We start from the raw sequence: 18,707 nt of genomic DNA on the forward strand, positions 1-18,707 counted from the left end.
GCTAGCGGCCCAGCGGACCCCGGCCGAGGCGCAGGAGGAGCATCGCGAGGGTGTGGCCCTCGCGGCCGAGCTCGGAGAACCGCTCGAGCACCTTCATCTCCCGCGAGTGCACCAGGCGCGTGCCGCCCGACGCCATGCGCGTGCGGCCGATGATCTGCGAGACCTCGCTGCGGCGCTTGACCGCGGCCAGGATCTCCGCGTCGAGGCGGTCGATCTCCTCGCGCAGGGCCTGGATCTCCTCGTCGGCGAGCGGCGTCTCGGCGCCGGTGTCGTCCGGTGTGCTCATGGGTTCAAGTTTTCCACAGCCGAGGGATCTACCATCGAGCACCGTGTCCGTCGCCCGCCGTTCCGCCCTGCCCGCGTCGCGGCGCGGGCTGTGGATCGGCGCGGCGCTGCTCATCGCCCTGCAGCTCGCGGTCCGCGGGTACGTGCTGGCGCGCGGGAACTTCTACTGGGACGACGTCGCCTTCATCGGCCGGGCGGCGCGGCCCCTGACCGATCCGGGTGCGTGGTTCGTCGACTACGACGGCCACTTCATGCCCGGCACACTGTTCGCGGCCGCGGCGATCACCAAGGTCGCGCCGCTGAGCTGGCCCGTGGCCGCGGTCTCGCTGCTCGTGCTGCAACTGCTCGCATCGCTGGCCACGCTGCGGGCGCTGGTGGTGATCGCCGGGCGCCGGCCGGTGGTGCTGGTGCCGTTCGTGTTCTTCCTGTTCAGCCCGCTCACCCTGACGGCGATGGCGTGGTGGGCCTCGGGGCTCAACGCGCTGCCGCTGCAGATCGGGTTGGCGGTCGTCGTGGCCGAGACGGTGCGCTTCGTCCGCGGCCGCCGGCGGTCCGGCGCGTACGCGGTGATCGCCCTGCTGGCCTCGCTCTTCTTCTTCGAGAAGGCGCTGGTCATCCCCTTCGTCGCCCTCGCGACGGCGTGCCTCCTGCCCTACCTGCGGGGGCGCCCCCGCCCCGTGCGGTCGGTGTTGCGCCGCGGCCGGTGGCTCTGGGCGGCGTTCGCGCTGATCGTCGCGGCGTGGATGGTGCTGTGGCTCTCGGTCACGGCGGCGCGGCCGGGCACGCACACCGTCGAGTTCACAGCGAAGGTGCTGGGGCGTTCGGTGAGCGCGGTGCTCGCACCCGCGGCCGTCGGCGGGCCGTGGGCGTGGCGGCGGGAGAACCCGGGGCCGCCCCTCGTGGTCACCGATGTGACCGTCATCGTCGTCGGGCTGGTGGCGATCGGCACCATCCTCGCGGTCACGTGGTGGCGGGCGCCGCGCGCGCTCGCCCCGTGGGCCGCCGCCGGGCTGTACTTCCTGGGCGTCTCCTCGACGGTCTTCTTCCTCCGCAGCTCCGAGTTCACGTCGCCGCTGCTGCCGCTGTCGCTGCGCTACTTCGCCGACTTCGCGTGGGTGCTGACCCTTGCCGGCGCCCTCGTGCTGCGTGGTGAAACCGGCCGAATTCGGGGACACGAGGCCGAATCCGGCCTCGCGCGGTCGAGAAACGCCGGATTCACGAGGGACCGGCGGCTGTGGATCGCGGTGGTGATCGCCTTCGCCGTGAGCGGCTCGGTCTCGGCGGCCCGCTTCGCGCCCGTGTGGCACGACAACCCGACGGGCCCGTACCTGCAGAACCTCCGCGCCGGGGCCGCCGCGTACGCGGACCGCGAGGTGCTCGACCAGGAGGTGCACGGCGACATCCTGAGCCGGCTCTCCGGCCCGAACAACCGGCTCTCGCGGATCCTCGCGACGCAGCCCGCCCACCCGCGGTTCGCCGAGCACGCGGGGGAGGCCACCGTCGTGGACCAGCGGGGACGGTTCCAGCCCGGACGGGTCACGCGCGTGCGCAGCCTCCCGCTCGGGCCGTTCCCGTGCGGGACGCGCGTCGACGACGCCGCGCCCGCCGTCCTGGCCTACGAGGGGCCGTTGGCGTTCTGGGACTGGGTCGTGGAGTTCAACTACCTCGCCTCGTCCGACGGGGTGGTCGTGCTGGAGCAGCAGCGCGGCGCGACGCCGGTCCGCGTGCCCGTCCGTCAGGGCGCACACACCGTGTACGCCCGGGTGACGGGGACGGGCGACGGGCTCGTCGCGCGTGCGGAGACGCCGGGGCTGGTCGCGTGCGTGGGGAGCGGGCCGGTCGGCCTGCTGGTCCCGGCGTCGGCCGCCCGCTGACCCGCCTCGAGTCCGCGCGAGTCGCTGACGAGCGGATACGTCCCTACCCGCCGATTACCCACGATGTGGGCCGCCCGCTGCGACATATCAACGCTGCATGTCGCACAGTTTCGGAAAATCGGACGTATATCCACGGTGTGGGTTGTATGGTGCGCTGGTCCGGAACACCTGTGATCGGACTCACTCCAGCCGAAGGGTGCTGCCTGAAATGCAAGCCGTCGTCCGTCGATCCGTCCCGCGCCGCTACGCCGGTGCCTCCGTCGCCATGGTCACCGCCGCCGCGATCGCCGTCGCGCCCGTGACCGCCTCCGTCGGCGCGGTCACCGCGCCCGCCTCCACCGTCCTCGTGAACCCGGCGAAGCTCGTGAACCTGCAGACCCAGGTCGCCGGCTCCGTCGCGGGCCTCCTGCCCCGCGCCGCCGGACCCGCGGCCGCGGCGGCGGCTCCGACGTGGGGATGGGGCGACGTGACCTTCCTCGCGAACACGCTGAAGGAGGCCTTCGCGCAGGTCCAGGCCAGCCTCGCGGGCGAGTACGGCGGCGGCGCGCAGAAGGCCTTCGAGCAGGCCCTCGAGGGGCTCAAGGCCGGCAGCATCGCGGGCGCCTACCGCCCGATCGGCAGCCTCGTCGAGACCACCACGATGATCGCGATGATGGCGGTCCTGTTCCCGATCTCGGGCGAGTTCAACCCGAAGCTGGGCGCCCTGGGGAAGGGGCTCGACGCAGCGTTCCCCTACTTGATCCCGCTGGGCCAGTCGGCGCTCGCGCTCACGACCCGCCTGCCGTACGAGGTGCTCGCGGTGGGCGAGAGCATCGTCAAGGCGGTCCTCACCGGGGATGTTGCCAAGATCGGCGCCGCGGTCTCCGCCGGCGTCGCGGGGGTCGGGAAGTTCCTCGAGGCGAACCTCACCAACGCGGCGACGGGGCTCATTCCGAACCTGGTCAAGGCCGGCTCCGCGGTGCTCGGCGAGCTGATTCCGAAGCTGCCCGCCTCCTCGCCGGCGAGGGCCGACGCCCTCGCCGCGCAGGCCGCGGTCGCGTCCGCGCCCGCCCTCGGGATGCCCGACTTCGCGACGCTGTTCGAGGCCTGGAAGATGGGCTTCGACATGTTCGTGAGCAGCGTCAAGGGCGACCAGTGGACGCCCGGCGTCGTGGGAACGATCACCGACGCGCTGGCCAAGCTCGGCAAGGGCGATCCGGCCGGCGCGATCAACGACGTGACCAACAAGGCCAAGGCGCTGTCGATCATCGTCCTGCTGGGCGGCATCATGCCGATCACGGATCTGGTGAACCCCTACCTCGGTCCGATCGGTACCGGTCTCACCGATTCCCAGGCGGACTTCATCGGGCTCGGGAACTCCGCCCTGGCAGTGCTCTTCGACACTCCGGGCAAGGTGGTGGCGATCGGCCAGCACCTGGTGACCGCGCTGCTGTCGGGTGACCCCGGGAAGGCGCTCACCGGGCTGACGACGGACCTCGGCGCGCTGACGACCTTCCTCAACGACCGCCTGTTCGTCGCCAAGGACAACCCGTTCGACAACGCGGTGTTCCCGGCGCTCGCGAACATCGGCAAGAACATCGTCGACGCGTTCAAGCCCGCCGTCGAATCCCCGAAGGTCGCCCCGACCGCCGCCACGGACGTCGTCGCGACGACGGACCTGCCGACGGGTGCACCGGCGACGGGCGCGCCCGCGACGACCGCTGCCGCCGTCGAGGCGTCGACGCCGGCCGCCGGCACCCCCGCGGTCGGCACCCCGGCGACGGGCGGCACCGTCGTCGAGGACGACGACACCGCGCCGGCCGAACCGACCGCGCCGGTCGAGCCGACCACCCCGGCCGAGCCGACGACGCCGGCCGAGCCGACGACGCCGGCCGAGCCGACCGTCGAGGCGCCGGCAGAGGCGGAGGCCGAGGCGCCTGCGGCGGACGCCGGCGCGGACGGCGCCGACACCGGATCGGAGACCTCCTCCGACGCCTGACGGCGCGCACGCATCGCTCCTCATCCGTCGCACGCGGAACTACCGGCCGCGGGGCGACGGCTGGGGAGCGGCTGCGTGTCCGCAGGAAAAACATCTTCTGACCTGCCGTGTTCAGAAACGTGCAGACCGCATTGAGACAGATGGACGTGTGGTGTCGCAAAGCTTCTTCGAAAGTCGTCCGAAAATCCACGACGTGGGCGTATGTTCCGTTCGTCCGGTTCGTGTGTGATCCGGCTCACTCCAGTCGAAGGGTGTTTCTCCATGCTCGCAGCAGATCCTCGGTCCTCCCACCGTCGTTACGCCGCACCCGCCGTCGCCATGGCCGCTGCGGCGGCCGTCGCGGTCGCCCCCGTCGCCACGTCGATGGGCGCGGTGACGGCACCGTCGCTCCCGCCGATCGTCCAGGACCTCGGCGGCGCCGCGAGTGCCGTCGCGAACTGGGCCACGGCGATGGGCCTGAAGTTCGTCACCGACCCGGTCACCGGCCTGACGAAGCTGGTGCAGGACCAGCTCGCCACCGCGGGCACGATCGCCGGCGCGGCGGGCGACGCGGGCAAGGCCTTCTTCGGCTACCTCGAGGACAATCTGCTGGACAACCTGCAGAAGATCCAGGCCGACCTCGCCGCGGGGAAGGTGGGCGAGGCGTGGACCACCTTAGCCACGACCATCACCGGCTCGATCCTCACGCCCGCGATCAGCCTGCTCCCGGTGATGGACACGATCGGCGGCCAGCTCGGGCCGATCGGCGACGGGCTGACCGCCGCCCTGGGCCCGTTGCTCGGTCTCGCCCTCGGACCGCTCCAGGCGGGCATCGAGGTGCCGGCGCTCCTGGCCGACGGCGTCACCGCCGCGCTCAAGGCGCTCAGCACCGGCGGCCCCGCCGCGGCGCTGACGTCGCTGTTCGGCACCGCCTCCGCGGTGAACGAGAAGGCGATCGGCGCCCTCTTCGGCGAGTACGGCGCGATCCCCAGCCTGGTCAACCTGATCCCGACGATCCTCGGCGGCATCGCCGGGTCCGACTGGGCGAACGCGGGGCCGTTCACGCTGCCCACCGGGAACACGGTCACGTTCGCCTCCGCGTCGGCGGCCACGCTCGCGGCGTCGCCGACCGCGCTGCCCGACTTCGGCGCGATCGGCGGGATCTGGACGGACACGCTGACCCGGATCGCCACCAACTTCGCCGGCCCGGACGGCCTGCAGCGGATCTTCAGCACGCTCCTCAGCGGTGTGCCGAGTGGGGAGTGGTCGAAGTCCTACGAGGTCATCCACGGCATCCTGGCCGCGCCGCTGCTCGAACTCGGCGGCGCGGTGCTCCAGACCGGCGATCTCATCAACCCGTTCCTCGGCCCGCTCGGCAAGGGGCTCGACGGTGCCGCGGAACCGCTGCTGTACCTGACGCTCGGTCTGTACAACGCCACACGCATGGTGCCGTCGACGGCCTTCACCGGCCTCGAGAACGTCGTGAAGGCGCTCGGCACCGGTGACCCGGTCGCGGCGATCAACGCCGCGGTGGCGGGCCTGGGCGCCACGTTGACCGAGGGCAACAACGCGCTGTTCTCGGACAACCCGTTCACCATCGGCCTGCTCCCCGGCCTGCTGGGCGTCGGGACCGGCTTCCTCGACGGGCTGACCGGTAAGACCCCCGAGACCGCGAACGCCACGACCCTCGCCGACGCGCCGGCGAAGACCGCCGTCCCGGCCTCCGAGGCCGCCGACGACGCGTCGGGAACGTCGGGCGGAACGGTGGCGTCCTCGTCCCCGACGGTGCCCGCCGAGCCCTCGGAGGCCCCCGTCACCGGAACCCCGGTGGCCGAGGTCCCGGCCGCGGAGACCCCGGTCGCTGAGACGCCCGCGGCGGAGACGCCGGTCGCCGAGACCCCGGTCGTCGAGACGCCGGTCAAGGAGACGCCCGCGGAGAACCCCGCGCCCGAGGCTTCCGCCGACGAGGGCTCGACCGCCCAGGAGCCGGCCGCATCCGGCTCGTCGACCGAGTCGTCGAGCGACTCCTCGACCGCGGACGGCGCCGACTCCGCGGAGACGGCCGCAGCGGCCTGATCCCGTCTGTCACCGCACTCCCGCGGGGGCTTCTCACTCGTCATCGGGGTGCAACCCGATGACGAAGCGGAGACCCCCGCGGGAGTGCGGCCGTTCGTGGGCACGTCGGTCGTCCCGCTCGACGCCGATCCGCGATCGGTCTCCGTGCGCATCGGCCGGTGGTGAGCGGTGCCCACGCGCGCGGCGGACGAAAACTGTCACCGGTCCCGGCTACTCTGGACGGGAGATGAGTAACCCAGCACCGCAGCAGTCCGGACTCCGCCAGCGCCAGCCCTTCTCCCGCCCGAAAGCGCAGGTGGAGCGATCAGAACGCGGCCAGGAACTGCTCGAGGGGCTCAATCCGCAGCAGCGGGCCGCGGTGCTGCACGAGGGTTCGCCGCTGCTCATCGTCGCGGGCGCGGGATCGGGCAAGACGGCGGTGCTGACCCGTCGCATCGCCTACCTGCTGGCGGCCCGGAACACGCACCCCGGCCAGATCCTCGCGATCACCTTCACCAACAAGGCGGCCGCGGAGATGCGGGAGCGCGTCGCCGGACTCATCGGCAACCGCGCGAAGATCATGTGGGTCTCCACGTTCCACTCCACCTGCGTGCGCATCCTCCGCGCCCAGGCGGGCCTGCTGCCGGGCATGAACTCCAACTTCTCCATCTACGACGCGGACGATTCCCGCCGCCTGCTCACCATGATCGTCAAGGACATGGGGCTGGACGCGAAGAAGTTCGCGCCGCGCGCGCTCGCCACCCACATCAGCAACCTCAAGAACGAGCTGATCGATCCGGAGCAGGCCTCCGCGGACGCGGCGAAGACGGGCGAGCCCTTCGCGGTCACCGTCGCCGAGGTGTACGGCACCTACCAGTCCCGGCTGCGCGGCGCGAACGCCTTCGACTTCGACGATCTCATCGGGGAGACGGTGGCGCTGCTGCAGTCGCACCCCAACGTCGCGCAGTACTACCGCCGCCGATTCCGGCACGTGATGGTCGACGAGTACCAGGACACCAACCACGCCCAGTACGTGCTCGTCCGCGAGCTGGTGGGCCTGGAGACCGACGCGGACGGCGTCGAGCCCAGCGAGCTCTGCGTGGTGGGTGACGCGGACCAGTCCATCTACGCCTTCCGCGGCGCGACGATCCGCAACATCGAGGAGTTCGAGCGGGACTTCCCGAACGCGGAGACCATCCTGCTGGAGCAGAACTACCGCTCCACCCAGACCATCCTCTCGGCGGCCAACGCGGTCATCTCCCGCAACGCCGGCCGCCGCGACAAGAAGCTCTGGACCGACCAGGGCGACGGTGACCTCATCACCGGCTATGTCGCCGACAACGAGCACGACGAGGCGAGCTTCGTGGTCTCGGAGATCGACGCCCTCGCCGACAAGGGCGTCAAGTACAGCGACGTGGCGGTCTTCTACCGCACGAACACCGCGGCGCGCGTGCTGGAGGAGGTCTTCATCCGCCACGGCGTGCCCTACAAGGTGGTCGGCGGCGTCCGCTTCTACGAGCGCAAGGAGGTGCGCGACCTGGTCGCGTACCTGCGCGCCATCGACAACCCCAACGACACCGTCAGCCTGCAGCGCATCGTCAACACCCCGCGCCGCGGCATCGGCGATCGCGCCCAGGCCTGCCTCACGGTGCACGCCGAGAACCGCGGCGGCACGTTCAGCACCGCCATCGAGGACGCGGTCGACGGCACCGTCGCGATGCTGAACCCGCGCTCGCGCAACGCGATCGCCGCGTTCGCCGGCCTGATGGCCGACCTGCGCCGCACCGCCGCGGACGAGGATCAGGACCTGGGCGACCTGCTCGACGCGGTCGTCGAGAAGACCGGCTACCGGGCGGAGTTGGAGGGCTCGTCGGACCCGCAGGACGGCGCGCGCCTCGAGAACATCGAGGAGCTGATCAGCGTCGCGCGGGAGTTCTCCGCGCAGGACTTCACCGACGTCGTGGTCGACGAGGGCGCACCCGAGCCCGGCTCGCTCGCGGCCTTCCTGGAGCGGGTCTCGCTGGTCGCGGACGCGGATCAGGTGCCCGACAGCGAAGCGGGTGTGGTCACGATGATGACCCTGCACACCGCGAAGGGCCTCGAGTTCCCGGTGGTCTTCGTGACCGGCTGGGAGGACGGCCAGTTCCCGCACATGCGCGCGCTCGGCGACGAGGCGGAGCTCGCGGAGGAGCGGCGCCTGGCGTACGTCGGCATCACCCGCGCCCGCGAACGGCTCTACCTCTCCCGCGCCATGATCCGCGCCACCTGGGGCGATCCGATGCAGAATCCGGAGTCCCGGTTCCTCGCCGAGATCCCGCAGCACCTCATCGACTGGCGCCGCCTCGAGCCCAAGCGCAGCCAGTTCGGCGGGGGCTCCCGCGGCGTCTTCGGGCAGGACCGCCCGTCGTGGGGCGGTGGGGGCGGCTACGGCGGCCGGGACCGGTCCTCGGGCTCCGACGGTGGCTGGACCCCCAAGCGCGCGCCCAAGCCCACTCGTCGGGCGAACAAGCTCTCCCTCACCGTCGGCGATCGGGTCTCGCACGACTCCTTCGGGCTCGGCACGGTCACCGCGGTCACGGGTGCGGGGCCGATGGAACGGGCGACCTTCGACTTCGGCTCGTCCGGCACCGTCACCCTGATGACCTTCGGCGGCCTGCCGATGGAGAAGCTGTAGCGGCGGCACCCCCAACGACGCGAAAGGCGCCCCGGTGATCCGGGGCGCCTTTCAGCGTGCGTGGAATCCCTAGACGCGGATGCCGCGCTCGGCCAGCCAGGCCTGCGGGTCCAGCTTCGCGCCGCCGGCACCGTGCACCTCGAAGTGCAGGTGCGGGCCGGTCGAGTAGCCGTTGTTGCCGACCCAGCTGATGAGGTCGCCCGCCTTGACGGTCTGGCCGGCCTGGACGTTCACGTTGTACATGTGGCCGTAGACCAGGACGGTGCCGTCGGACAGGCGGATCTTGATCCAGATGCCGAAGCCCGAGGCGGGGCCCGCGTCGGTGACGACGCCGTCGGCGGCCGCGAAGAGCGGGGTGCCGAGCGGGGCGGCGAGGTCGAGGCCGCCGTGCATGGCGCCCCAGCGGGTGCCGAAGTTCGAGGTGAGGGTGGCGCCGTTCACGGGGGCGGTCACCTTCGGGCGCATCGAGTCGATGATGCGCTTGTCGTCCGCGTCCTTGCGGGCCTTGCCGCCGGCGAGACCGGCGGCGAACTGCTCGGTGTCCTGCGCGGCGGGCAGGGGCGCCTGGCGGCCGGCGTTGAACTCGGGGCCGGCGGGCGGGACGACGGGCTGCTGCGAGGTCGACGGGGCGTCGCCGCCGGCGGCGTTGACCACGGCGGCACCGGCGACGCTGGCGCCCGCGGCGAGGGCGAGCAGGGCGGCGCGGCCCTTGAGGGCGTGCGGCGCAGTGGGAACGCGGTGCTTGCCGCCCTTGCGGGCGGGCGTCGGGAGGAGCTCGGGAGCGGCCTCCGGCGATCCGAGGAGTGCGGTCTCCTCGAGCTCGTCCAGGTCGGGCGCGTCGAACTCGGTGTCCCCGGTGAACAGCACCTCGGGGATCATGAGGTCCTGGGTGACCTCGGAGCTGGAGGGGCGGTAGACCAGCGCGGTGTCGTCCGGCGCGTCGGTCCAGGTCTCGGAATAGGCCGCTTCGAGGCGGGTCTCGAGCTCATCCAGTGGGATGATCGCGGTGATCGACTCATCATCGAGGACCTGCGTGCTGCCTTGCCAGCGCACGTGGCTCTCGCGACTCCGTGTCATATCTCGCCTACTCCAACCGTAAAACCGCACTTCGGACCACGTGGTGATCCGACGATGTCCTCATCGTGACCGCTTCGTGATCCGCGTCCCGTCGACGATAACGAAATGATTGCGGCGAGACAACCTCAAGGGGGGCGGTTCGGGCGAATGTGTCTTTGGTCACAATGCGATCACAAAGCGCCGGATCACGATGGTGTTACTGCTGGTAGAGCCGGATCCGGCCGGCATCGGCGTCGAAGTCGTAGAGCTCGCCGTACCGGCCCCAGTCGATCGCCAGCCGGAGCTGGCGCTCGGCGTCCTCCCGTCCGAAGCCGCGGCGCAGCAGGTCGACGAAGAAGCCGAGCCGGGCCGCCCCGTCGCTCGACGCGCGGAGGGTGCGCAGGACGGTGCGGACCAGCGGGGCGCGGGACGCGGCCTGCCGCGCGAACACCTCCTTCGCGTCGGCGAGCGGCGCCGTCACGAACGCGCGGCCGGTCTCGGTGAGGGTGATGTCGTTCCCCGCGCCGACGACGAGGCCCAGCATCGTCGCGGCGTCGACCAGCGGCAGGATGTCGTCGACCTCGAAGTTGAGGTCCGCCGCGAGGTCGGGGAGGTCGGTGGGATCGCCGTGCGCCGCCACCAGCTCCAGCAGCCCGGCGATCCCGTCCACGGTCGCGTCCGGCAGCGGACGGCTGACAGGCGTCGCCTCGACGGGGTCGGGCTCGTGCTGGATCGGCGCGTCGCGCCCCGTCAGCGCCCCGTACAGCTCGTCGACGATCGCCTCGAACTCCGGGGCGGTGCGGATGCGCGGCCGCGGCAGGTCGATCCGGGTCTCCTGGACGATGCGGCCCGGCTTGGCGCCGAGGACCACGACGCGGTCGGCGAGGAGCACCGCCTCCTCGATGTTGTGGGTCACGAGGCAGACGCTCCGCGTGCGGACGTCGTCGCGGCCCCACAGCTCCATCAGCTCGCCGCGCAGGTTCTCGGCGGTGAGGACGTCCAGCGCGGAGAAGGGCTCGTCCATGAGCAGGAGGTCCGGCTCCCGCACCAGCGCCCGGGCGAAGCCGACGCGCTGGCGCATGCCGCCCGACAGCTCGCGCGGGTACGCGGACTCGAAGCCGTCGAGGCCGATGGTGTCGATCGCCGCCAGCGCGCGGGCCCGGCGCTCGGCGCGCGGCACGTTCCGGGCTGTGAGCCCGAGCTCGACGTTGTCCTGGACCGTCAGCCAGGGCATGAGCGCGAAGGACTGGAAGACCATCGCGGCGGCGGGGTTGGGCCCGGACAGCGGGGCCCCGTCGGATTCGACGGTGCCGGACGTCGCGGGGATCAGCCCGGCGAGGATGCGCAGGAGCGTGGACTTGCCCGAACCGGAGCGGCCGAGCAGCGCGACGATCTCGCCGGCCTCGATGGTGAGGTCGATGCCGTCGAGCACGGTCAGGGCGTCGCCGTGGGCGCCCTGGAAGCTCTTGGTGAGGCCCTGCAGGCGGATCAGCGGGGTGGTGACGGTGGTGGTCATGGAACGGCTCCTAGTAATAAGGGGTGGCTAGAGGGAGTAGCGGCGCTCCGCCGTGCGGTACAGGCGGCGCCACAGGGCGGCGTTGGTGCCCACCACGAACAGGCACATCACGACGATGCCGAGCAGCAGATGGGAGGCGTGCTCGGGTCCGGTGGCCGCGGTGGCCCGCGCGATGTAGTCGCCGAGGCCGTAGGCGTGGTGGGTCGTCCCGTCGTAGGAGACGACCTCCGCGACGATCGAGGCGTTCCAGGCGCCACCGGCGGCGGTGATCCCGCCGGTGACGTAGCCGGCGAAGACGCCGGGCAGTAGTACGTAGCGCCACGTCAGCAGCCGGGGCAGCCGCATGTCGTCGGCGGCCGCCAGGAGATCGCCGGGGATGGCCCCGGCCGCGGCGATCACGTTGAACAGGATGTACCACTGCGTGCCGAGCGCCATGAGCACGACGCCGCCCAGGTCGAGCGGGATGTTCCAGGCCACCAGGACCGCGGTGACCAGGGGGAACAGGAAGTTCGCCGGGAAGCTCGCGCACACCTGGACGACGGGCTGCAGGGCCCGGGTCAGGCGCGGGCTGCGGCCGACGATCACGCCGATCGGCACCCAGACGACGGTCGCGACCACCATGACGACCGCGACCCGCGCCATCGTGGCGAGTCCGAGCAGGAGCACGTGCCCCACCTCGGCGGGCCCCGCGTCGCGCAGGACGACCTCCAGCGCCCGCCACAGGCCGTACGCCAGCACCGCCAGGACGACGGTGCCGAACGCCACGTCGCCGAGGCGGGCGCGGCGCGGGTCCGCGGGAGCCGCGGTCCCGGTCCGGCCGAAGACGGCGAACGCCCGGTCCAGGCCCGTCACCACGGGGGCCGCCGCGCGCCGCGCGACGTCCGTGAGGTGCGAGCGGCGCAGGAGCGTGAGCACCGCGGAACGCGGGACGCGGCCGGTGGCGGAGTCCTCGAGCCGGAACCGCTCGGCCCACGCCGTGAGCGGGCTCCAGAAGAGCACGTTCACCAGGACGATCACCACGATCATCGCCGCGATCGCCCAGCCGACGCGGCCGAGGTCACCGTCGGACGAGGCGGTGGCGACGTACGCGCCGATGCCGGGGAGGGCGTACTCGTCGCCCGCCACCGAGACGGCCTCCGAGGCGGTGAGGAAGAACCAGCCGCCGCCGAAGCTCATCATCGCGTTCCAGACCAGCGGGATCATGCCGCCGGGCACGTCGAGCCGCCAGAACCGTTGCCAGCGCGACAGTCCCAGGTCGCGTGCGGCCTCGCCGAGCTCGCGCGGCTGGCCGATCAGGCTCTGGTAGAAGGCGAAGGTCATGTTCCACGCCTGCGAGGTGAAGATGGCGAACACCGCCGCGCACTCCAGGCCCAGCGCCGACCCGGGGAACAGCGCGAGGAAGACGGTGACGGTCACCGACAGGAAGCCGAGGATCGGGACGGACTGCAGCACGTCGAGCAGGGGCAGCAGCACCGCCCGCGCCCGCCGCGACGGTGCCGCGAGCAGCGCGTAGCCGAACGTGAAGACCACCGATGCCGCGAGCGCCAGGAACATGCGCAGCAGGGAGCGCGCCGCGTAGTAGGGCAGCCGCGCCGGATCGGTGTCGACGCGGGCGTCGCTGTGCGCCACATCGATCGGCGCACCCATGCCCTGGCCGACGCGGATCGTCAGCCAGATCAGCGCGGCCGCACCGGCGACCACGAGCACGTCGGCGACGACGGAGCGGCGGCCGTCGCGCTCGGCCCGCCGGCGGCCGAGTGGGGGAGCGGTCCGCGTGCTCACAGGTCCGCCTCCTCGCGCTCGGGCAGCGCGTCCCAGCGCACCGCCGTCACCGACGGTTCCATGCTGAGCTGGCTGATGGCGGTCTCCAGCGCGCGGTCGTCCCGCCCGTCGGCGGCGAGGGTGGCGCGCACCTCGACGCGCCCGTCGTCGGTGTCGATGCTGCTGATGGATTGCAGGTGGAAGACGGTGCGGCTCAAGGCCTGTACGAGCATCACCCGCACGTGCGCCTCGTTCTCGTCGCGCGTGACGGCGACGAACTCGTAGCGGCTCGGCGCCTCCTTGCCGGTGTCCGGCGCCCGGTCGACGGCGTGCCCGACCGAGCGCAGCGCGGTGTTCACCCCGATCACGACGACGGTGCCGATCGCAGCCGGGAGATACATCCCCGAGCCCGACAGCGCGCCGACGGCGGCCGAGCACCACAGGGTGGCGGCGGTGTTGAGGCCGCGCACGGTCAGGCCGTCGCGCAGGATCACGCCGCCGCCGAGGAAGCCGATGCCGGAGACGATCTGCGCGGCCACGCGCGTGGGATCGCCGCCTCCGAATCCGTAGGCGGACAGGACGACGAAGAGCGCGGAGCCGACCGAGACCAGCGCATTGGTGCGCAGGCCGGCCATGCGGGCGCGGTACTGGCGCTCGAGTCCGATCAGGGTGCCGAAGCCGACACCCGCCGCGATGCGCAGCAGCATGTCGAGCAGGTCGATGGTGGTGGTGGCGTGCATGGTGGTCCCCTCGTCCGGGCACGCGCCACTGCGCCACGGCCCGGTGGGCGTGGCGGAGCAGGGTGTGGATGTGTCAATGGGACGGAGGCGGCACGGCGGAGCCGACGGTGCGCCGTCGGCGGGGCGGGCCTCCGGCCCGGATCATGGTGCGCTCAGCGGCTTCCCGCGGTGATGCGGGAAGCGCCGAGCGATCGACTACGACTGTCGTCGGGCATTGCATCACCTCCACGGGTCGACGTTTCCGCGCGCCGGGAGGGAAGAGAAGAAGCTGCGCCCCTCCACGTCAGACCTTCAGCACTTCGCGGCGTGAACCCGTGAACGGGAGCCAATCGGGGAGCACCCTTAAGCCGGATGCGCCTGTCCTGACCCGGGGCGTCTCTCGACGTTCGGGGTCGCTGGCCTGTTTCCGCGAAGGAGCCTCAGCGAACGATTGGCGCCTTGCGCAACAAGCATGACACGGGGCCGTGGGCGGGGCAAGCCGAGTAGTGTGGCCCGCCATGGAGGTACCGACGACCCGCGGTCACGGCGCGGCAGGGCCCGAGGCGGGGACGGCGCGCGAGCGCGCCAAGGCGGCCCGCCGCCGCGAACTACTCGCCGCCGCCGCGGCGCTCATGGCCGAGCGCGGCTTCGCCGGCGTGCGCCTCGAGGACATCGGCGCGGCCGCGGGCGTCTCGGGTCCGGCCATGTACCGCCACTTCGCGGGCAAGCAGGACGTGCTCGCCGCGCTCCTGGTGGAGATCTCCGAGTACCTGTACGACGGTGGCCGCCGGGTCGCGGAGGAGCGCGCCGGCGACCCCCGGCAGGCGCTGCACGACCTCGTCGACTTCCACGTGGACTTCGCGGCCTCGGAGCCCGACCTGATCCGGGTGCAGTACCGCGACATGTGGTCGCTCGCACCGGAATCCGCGCGCCGAGTGCGGCGGCTGCAGCGGCAGTACGTGGAGATCTGGACCGATGCGCTCACCGCCCTCGGTGGCGACCCGGTGGACAACCGCGCCGTGGTGCACGCCGTCTTCGGCCTGATCAACGCCGCCCCGAGCCTGCCGGCGCTGCCGCAGCCGCGGCTCCGCGCGCTGCTGCGCGACAAGGCGCTCGCCGCCCTGGGCGTCTAGCCCGGCGATCCCGCGCAATCGGCCGCGCGGAAGCTACCCCCGAGTAAGACTGGACACGGTGGCCGGGGTCACATATTCTCATTTTCAGTTAATGGTGAATAACCCAAAGGAGCGGGCGTGACATTCCGCGAGGAACACGAGGCGAACGTCGCCGAGCTGCGGCAGCGGCTCGAGAGGGTGGCGCAGGGCGGCGGTGAGCGGGCGCGCGCCCGGCACGAGGGCCGCGGCAAGCTGCTGGTCCGCGAGCGGATCCGGCGGCTGCTGGACACGGGCAGCCCGTTCCTGGAGGTGGCGCCCCTGGCCGCCGAGGACATGTACGACGGCAAGGCCCCCTCCGCGGGCGCCGTCGCCGGCATCGGCACGGTCTCCGGCCGGCAGGTGATGATCGTCGCCAACGACGCGACGGTCTCGGGCGGCACCTACTACCCGGTCACCGTGAAGAAGCACCTGCGCGCGCAGGAGATCGCGATGCAGAACCGGCTGCCCTGCGTCTACCTCGTGGATTCGGGCGGCGCGATGCTGCTGAACCAGGACGAGGTCTTCCCCGACCGGGAGCACTTCGGCCGCATCTTCTACAACCAGGCGAACATGAGCGCCGCGGGCATCCCGCAGATCGCCGCCGTGCTCGGCAGCTCCACCGCGGGCGGCGCGTACGTGCCGGCCATGAGCGACGAGACGATCATCGTCCGCGATCAGGGCACCATCTTCCTCGCGGGCCCGCCCCTGGTGAAGGCTGCGACGGGCGAGGACGTGACGGCCGAGGATCTCGGCGGCGGCCTCATGCACTCCACCAAGTCGGGCGTCACCGACCACCTCGTCGATTCCGACGACGAGGCGCTGGAGAAGGTCCGGCAGATCGTCGGGCGCCTCGGCCCCGTCGGCGAGGTGCAGTGGGACGTGCGCCCCGCGGTGCCCCCGGCCCGCCCGCAGACCGACCTGTACGACGTGGTGCCGACCGATCCGAGGATCGGCTACGACGTGCGAAAGCTCATCGAGATCATCGCCGACGGCGGCGAATTCGACGAGTTCAAGGAGCTGTTCGGCACCACGCTGGTCACCGCGTTCGCGCGGATCCACGGCCACCCGGTGGGCATCATCGGCAACAACGGCGTGCTCTTCGCCGAGGCCGCGCAGAAGGGTGCCCACTTCATCGAGCTGTGCGACAAGCGCCGAATCCCGCTGCTGTTCCTGCAGAACATCACCGGGTTCATGGTCGGTCGGCAGTACGAGGAGGGCGGTATCGCCAAGCACGGCGCCAAGATGGTGACCGCGGTCGCCTGCGCCCGCGTCCCCAAGTTCACCGTGATCGTGGGCGGCTCGTTCGGCGCCGGCAACTACTCCATGTGCGGCCGCGCCTACTCGCCGCGCTTCCTGTGGATGTGGCCCAACGCGCGGATCTCCGTGATGGGCGGCCCGCAGGCCGCCGACACCCTCGGCTCCGTCCGCCGCGAGCAGGAGGGCATGGAGGAGTTCAAGCAGGGCGTGCGCGACCAGTTCGAGCGGCAGTCGCAGGCCTACTACTCCACGGCCAGGCTGTGGGACGACGGCGTGATCGACCCCGCCGACACCCGCACCGTCCTCGGCCTCGCGCTGGAGGCGGCGTCCCGCACGCCGCTGGCCGAGGTCTCCTACGGCGTCTTCCGGATGTGATGAGAATGAGCAAGATCGAGAAGGTCCTGATCGCGAACCGCGGCGAGATCGCCTGCCGCGTGATCGACACCCTGCGCACCCTGGGCATCGCCAGTGTCGCGGTGTACTCCGACGCGGACGCCGACGCCCGGCACGTGCAGCTGGCCGACGAGGCCGTGCGCCTCGGCCCGGCCGCCGCCACCGAGAGCTACCTGCGCATCGACAAGGTCGTCGAGGCGGCCCGCGTCACCGGCGCCGACGCGGTGCACCCCGGCTACGGCTTCCTCTCCGAGAACGCCGCCTTCGCGCGGGCGCTCGCGGAGGCCGGCATCGAATTCCTCGGCCCGCCCGTCGAATCCATCGAGACCATGGGCGACAAGATCACCGCGCGCGCCGCCGTCGTCGAGCGCGACGTCCCCGTGGTCCCGGGCATCAGCCGCCCGGGCCTCACGGACGCCGACCTCATCGACGCGGCCGAGGGCATCGGCTTCCCCGTGCTCATCAAGCCCAGCGCGGGCGGCGGCGGTAAGGGCATGCACCGGGTGGAGAACCCGGCGGACCTGCCCGCCGCGGTCGCCGCGGCGCGACGCGAGGCCGCCGCGGCCTTCGGCGACGACACGCTGTTCATGGAGCACTTCGTGGACACCCCGCGCCACATCGAGGTGCAGGTACTGGCGGACAAGCACGGCAACGTGATCCACCTCGGCGAGCGCGAGTGCTCGCTGCAGCGGCGCCACCAGAAGGTGATCGAGGAGGCGCCGTCGGCCCTGCTCGACGAGGCCACGCGCGCCGAGATCGGCCGCGCCGCCTGCGACGCCGCGCGCTCCGTCGGCTACACCGGCGTCGGCACCGTCGAGTTCATCGTCTCGGCCAAGCGGCCCGATGCCTTCTTCTTCATGGAGATGAACACCCGCCTCCAGGTCGAGCACCCCGTCACCGAGCTGGTGACCGGAGTCGACCTGGTGGAGCAGCAGATCCGCGTCGCCAACGGCGAGGAGCTGTCGCTCACGCAGGACGACATCGTGCTCACCGGCCACGCCGTCGAGGCCCGCGTCTACGCGGAGGACCCCGCCGCGGGCTTCCTGCCCACGGGCGGCACCGTGACGGCCCTGCGGTACCCGCGCAGCGACCGCCGCGGCCCGGTCCGCGTGGACACCGGCATCGAGTCCGGCAGCGTCGTCGGCAGCGACTACGACCCCATGCTCGCCAAGGTGATCGTGCACGCCGACGACCGCGAGCAGGCCCTGCGCCGGCTCGACGAGGCGCTCGCCGGCACGCAGCTCACGGGCCTGCGCACCAACGTCGACTTCTGTCGGTTCGTGCTCGCCGACGCCGACGTGGTCTCCGGCCGGCTCGACACCGAGCTGCTGGATCGGCTGGCGCCCACCTACACCCGCCCCGAGCCGACGGTCCGCGCCTACGCCGCCGCCGCGGTCTCGGCCGTGGCGTCTGCGCGGGGCGACGGGCCCTGGGGCACCGAGACCGGTTGGCGCATCGGGGGCGCGCATCCGACCGTGGTGCGGTTCACGGGCACGGAGCAGACCGGCGAGGTGCACGTCTCGGTGCTCGGGGACGCGGTGACGGTGCGCGGCACCGCCGAGGAGTCCGCGCTCGACTGGGCCGGCACGGCCCGGATCGCCGGCGTCGGGAGTGGGGCGAGCGGGCCGAACGATGCTGCCGCGCGCCTGGTGGTCGACGGCTTCTCCACGCCCGTGACCGTCGATCTGATCGGCGGAACCTATTGGGTCAGCGGAGAGGACGGCACGTACGAGCTGCCGCTCGCGAAGTCCACGTCGAAGGACCGCGACGGCGCCCACGGCGGCGACGTGGTGAGCCCCATGCCGGGCGCCGTCGTCGCGGTGCCGGTCGAGGACGGCCAGACGGTGACCAAGGGCGAGACCCTGGTGATCATCGAGGCGATGAAGATGGAGCAGCCGCTGACCGCGCCGCACGACGGTGTGGTGTCGATCGCGGTGCGCGCAGGAGACAAGGTGACCGCGGCCCAGGTGCTCGCGAGCGTCACGGCCACGGAAACGGAAGAGAGCTGA

12 protein-coding genes and 1 riboswitch are annotated in these 18,707 nt (G+C 72.0%); of the genes, 7 read left to right on the forward strand and 5 right to left on the reverse strand.

All coding sequences use genetic code 11. The features are described 5' to 3' along the window. Position 1 precedes the first annotated feature (1 nt). Entirely contained in the window at positions 2–286 is a 285-nt protein-coding gene (locus tag ACNAYW_RS17915) for a chorismate mutase (RefSeq protein ID WP_126194936.1), read from the reverse strand. Between the two features lie 43 nt (positions 287–329). On the opposite strand from ACNAYW_RS17915, the gene ACNAYW_RS17920 reads away from it, so the two are divergent. The 4 genes from ACNAYW_RS17920 to pcrA all read left to right on the forward strand — a co-directional run bounded on the left by ACNAYW_RS17920 (position 330) and on the right by pcrA (position 8,845). After that, a complete protein-coding gene (locus ACNAYW_RS17920; RefSeq protein WP_415851014.1) occupies positions 330–2,159 on the forward strand; it encodes a hypothetical protein in 1,830 nt (609 codons plus the stop codon). Between the two features lie 208 nt (positions 2,160–2,367). After that, a complete protein-coding gene (locus ACNAYW_RS17925; protein WP_415851015.1) occupies positions 2,368–4,137 on the forward strand; it encodes a hypothetical protein in 1,770 nt (589 codons plus the stop codon). A 261-nt stretch (positions 4,138–4,398) separates the two neighbouring features. Continuing rightward, positions 4,399–6,192, forward strand: a complete 1,794-nt coding sequence (locus ACNAYW_RS17930) for a hypothetical protein (RefSeq protein WP_415851016.1) — start codon at positions 4,399–4,401, stop codon at positions 6,190–6,192. Positions 6,193–6,418: 226 nt separating this feature from the next. Then, positions 6,419–8,845, forward strand: a complete 2,427-nt coding sequence (gene pcrA, locus ACNAYW_RS17935; protein WP_415851017.1) for a DNA helicase PcrA — start codon at positions 6,419–6,421, stop codon at positions 8,843–8,845. A gap of 69 nt (positions 8,846–8,914) precedes the next feature. Here pcrA and ACNAYW_RS17940 read toward each other — a convergent pair whose 3' ends face one another. The 4 genes from ACNAYW_RS17940 to ACNAYW_RS17955 form a co-directional block, all read right to left on the reverse strand. Continuing rightward, complete coding sequence (locus ACNAYW_RS17940; protein ID WP_415851018.1) at positions 8,915–9,922, reverse strand: M23 family metallopeptidase; 1,008 nt, start codon at positions 9,920–9,922, stop codon at positions 8,915–8,917. Positions 9,923–10,118: 196 nt separating this feature from the next. Next, complete coding sequence (locus ACNAYW_RS17945; RefSeq protein ID WP_415851019.1) at positions 10,119–11,417, reverse strand: ABC transporter ATP-binding protein; 1,299 nt, start codon at positions 11,415–11,417, stop codon at positions 10,119–10,121. Between the two features lie 27 nt (positions 11,418–11,444). Next, positions 11,445–13,199, reverse strand: a complete 1,755-nt coding sequence (locus tag ACNAYW_RS17950) for an ABC transporter permease (protein WP_415851020.1) — start codon at positions 13,197–13,199, stop codon at positions 11,445–11,447. Then, on the reverse strand, positions 13,196–13,918 hold the full coding sequence (locus ACNAYW_RS17955; RefSeq protein ID WP_415851021.1) for an MgtC/SapB family protein: 723 nt from the start codon (positions 13,916–13,918) through the stop codon (positions 13,196–13,198). The genes ACNAYW_RS17950 and ACNAYW_RS17955 overlap by 4 nt, the downstream gene beginning before the upstream one ends. A gap of 269 nt (positions 13,919–14,187) precedes the next feature. Continuing rightward, positions 14,188–14,356: riboswitch (M-box (ykoK) riboswitch) on the reverse strand. Between the two features lie 59 nt (positions 14,357–14,415). On the opposite strand from ACNAYW_RS17955, the gene ACNAYW_RS17960 reads away from it, so the two are divergent. The 3 genes from ACNAYW_RS17960 to ACNAYW_RS17970 all read left to right on the forward strand — a co-directional run bounded on the left by ACNAYW_RS17960 (position 14,416) and on the right by ACNAYW_RS17970 (position 18,707). After that, positions 14,416–15,030 carry a TetR/AcrR family transcriptional regulator gene (locus tag ACNAYW_RS17960; protein ID WP_415851022.1) on the forward strand — a complete coding sequence of 205 codons (615 nt, stop codon included), beginning with the start codon at positions 14,416–14,418 and terminating at the stop codon, positions 15,028–15,030. A 117-nt stretch (positions 15,031–15,147) separates the two neighbouring features. Beyond that, the gene (locus ACNAYW_RS17965; RefSeq protein ID WP_415851023.1) at positions 15,148–16,680 is read left to right on the forward strand and encodes an acyl-CoA carboxylase subunit beta; all 1,533 of its coding nucleotides are present in this window, start codon (positions 15,148–15,150) and stop codon (positions 16,678–16,680) included. Next, the gene (locus ACNAYW_RS17970) at positions 16,680–18,707 is read left to right on the forward strand and encodes an acetyl/propionyl/methylcrotonyl-CoA carboxylase subunit alpha (RefSeq protein ID WP_415851024.1); all 2,028 of its coding nucleotides are present in this window, start codon (positions 16,680–16,682) and stop codon (positions 18,705–18,707) included. The genes ACNAYW_RS17965 and ACNAYW_RS17970 overlap by 1 nt, the downstream gene beginning before the upstream one ends.

Origin of the sequence: Tsukamurella ocularis, assembly GCF_965138335.1 — a bacterium.
Taxonomy (GTDB): Bacteria; Actinomycetota; Actinomycetes; order Mycobacteriales; family Mycobacteriaceae; genus Tsukamurella; species Tsukamurella ocularis_A.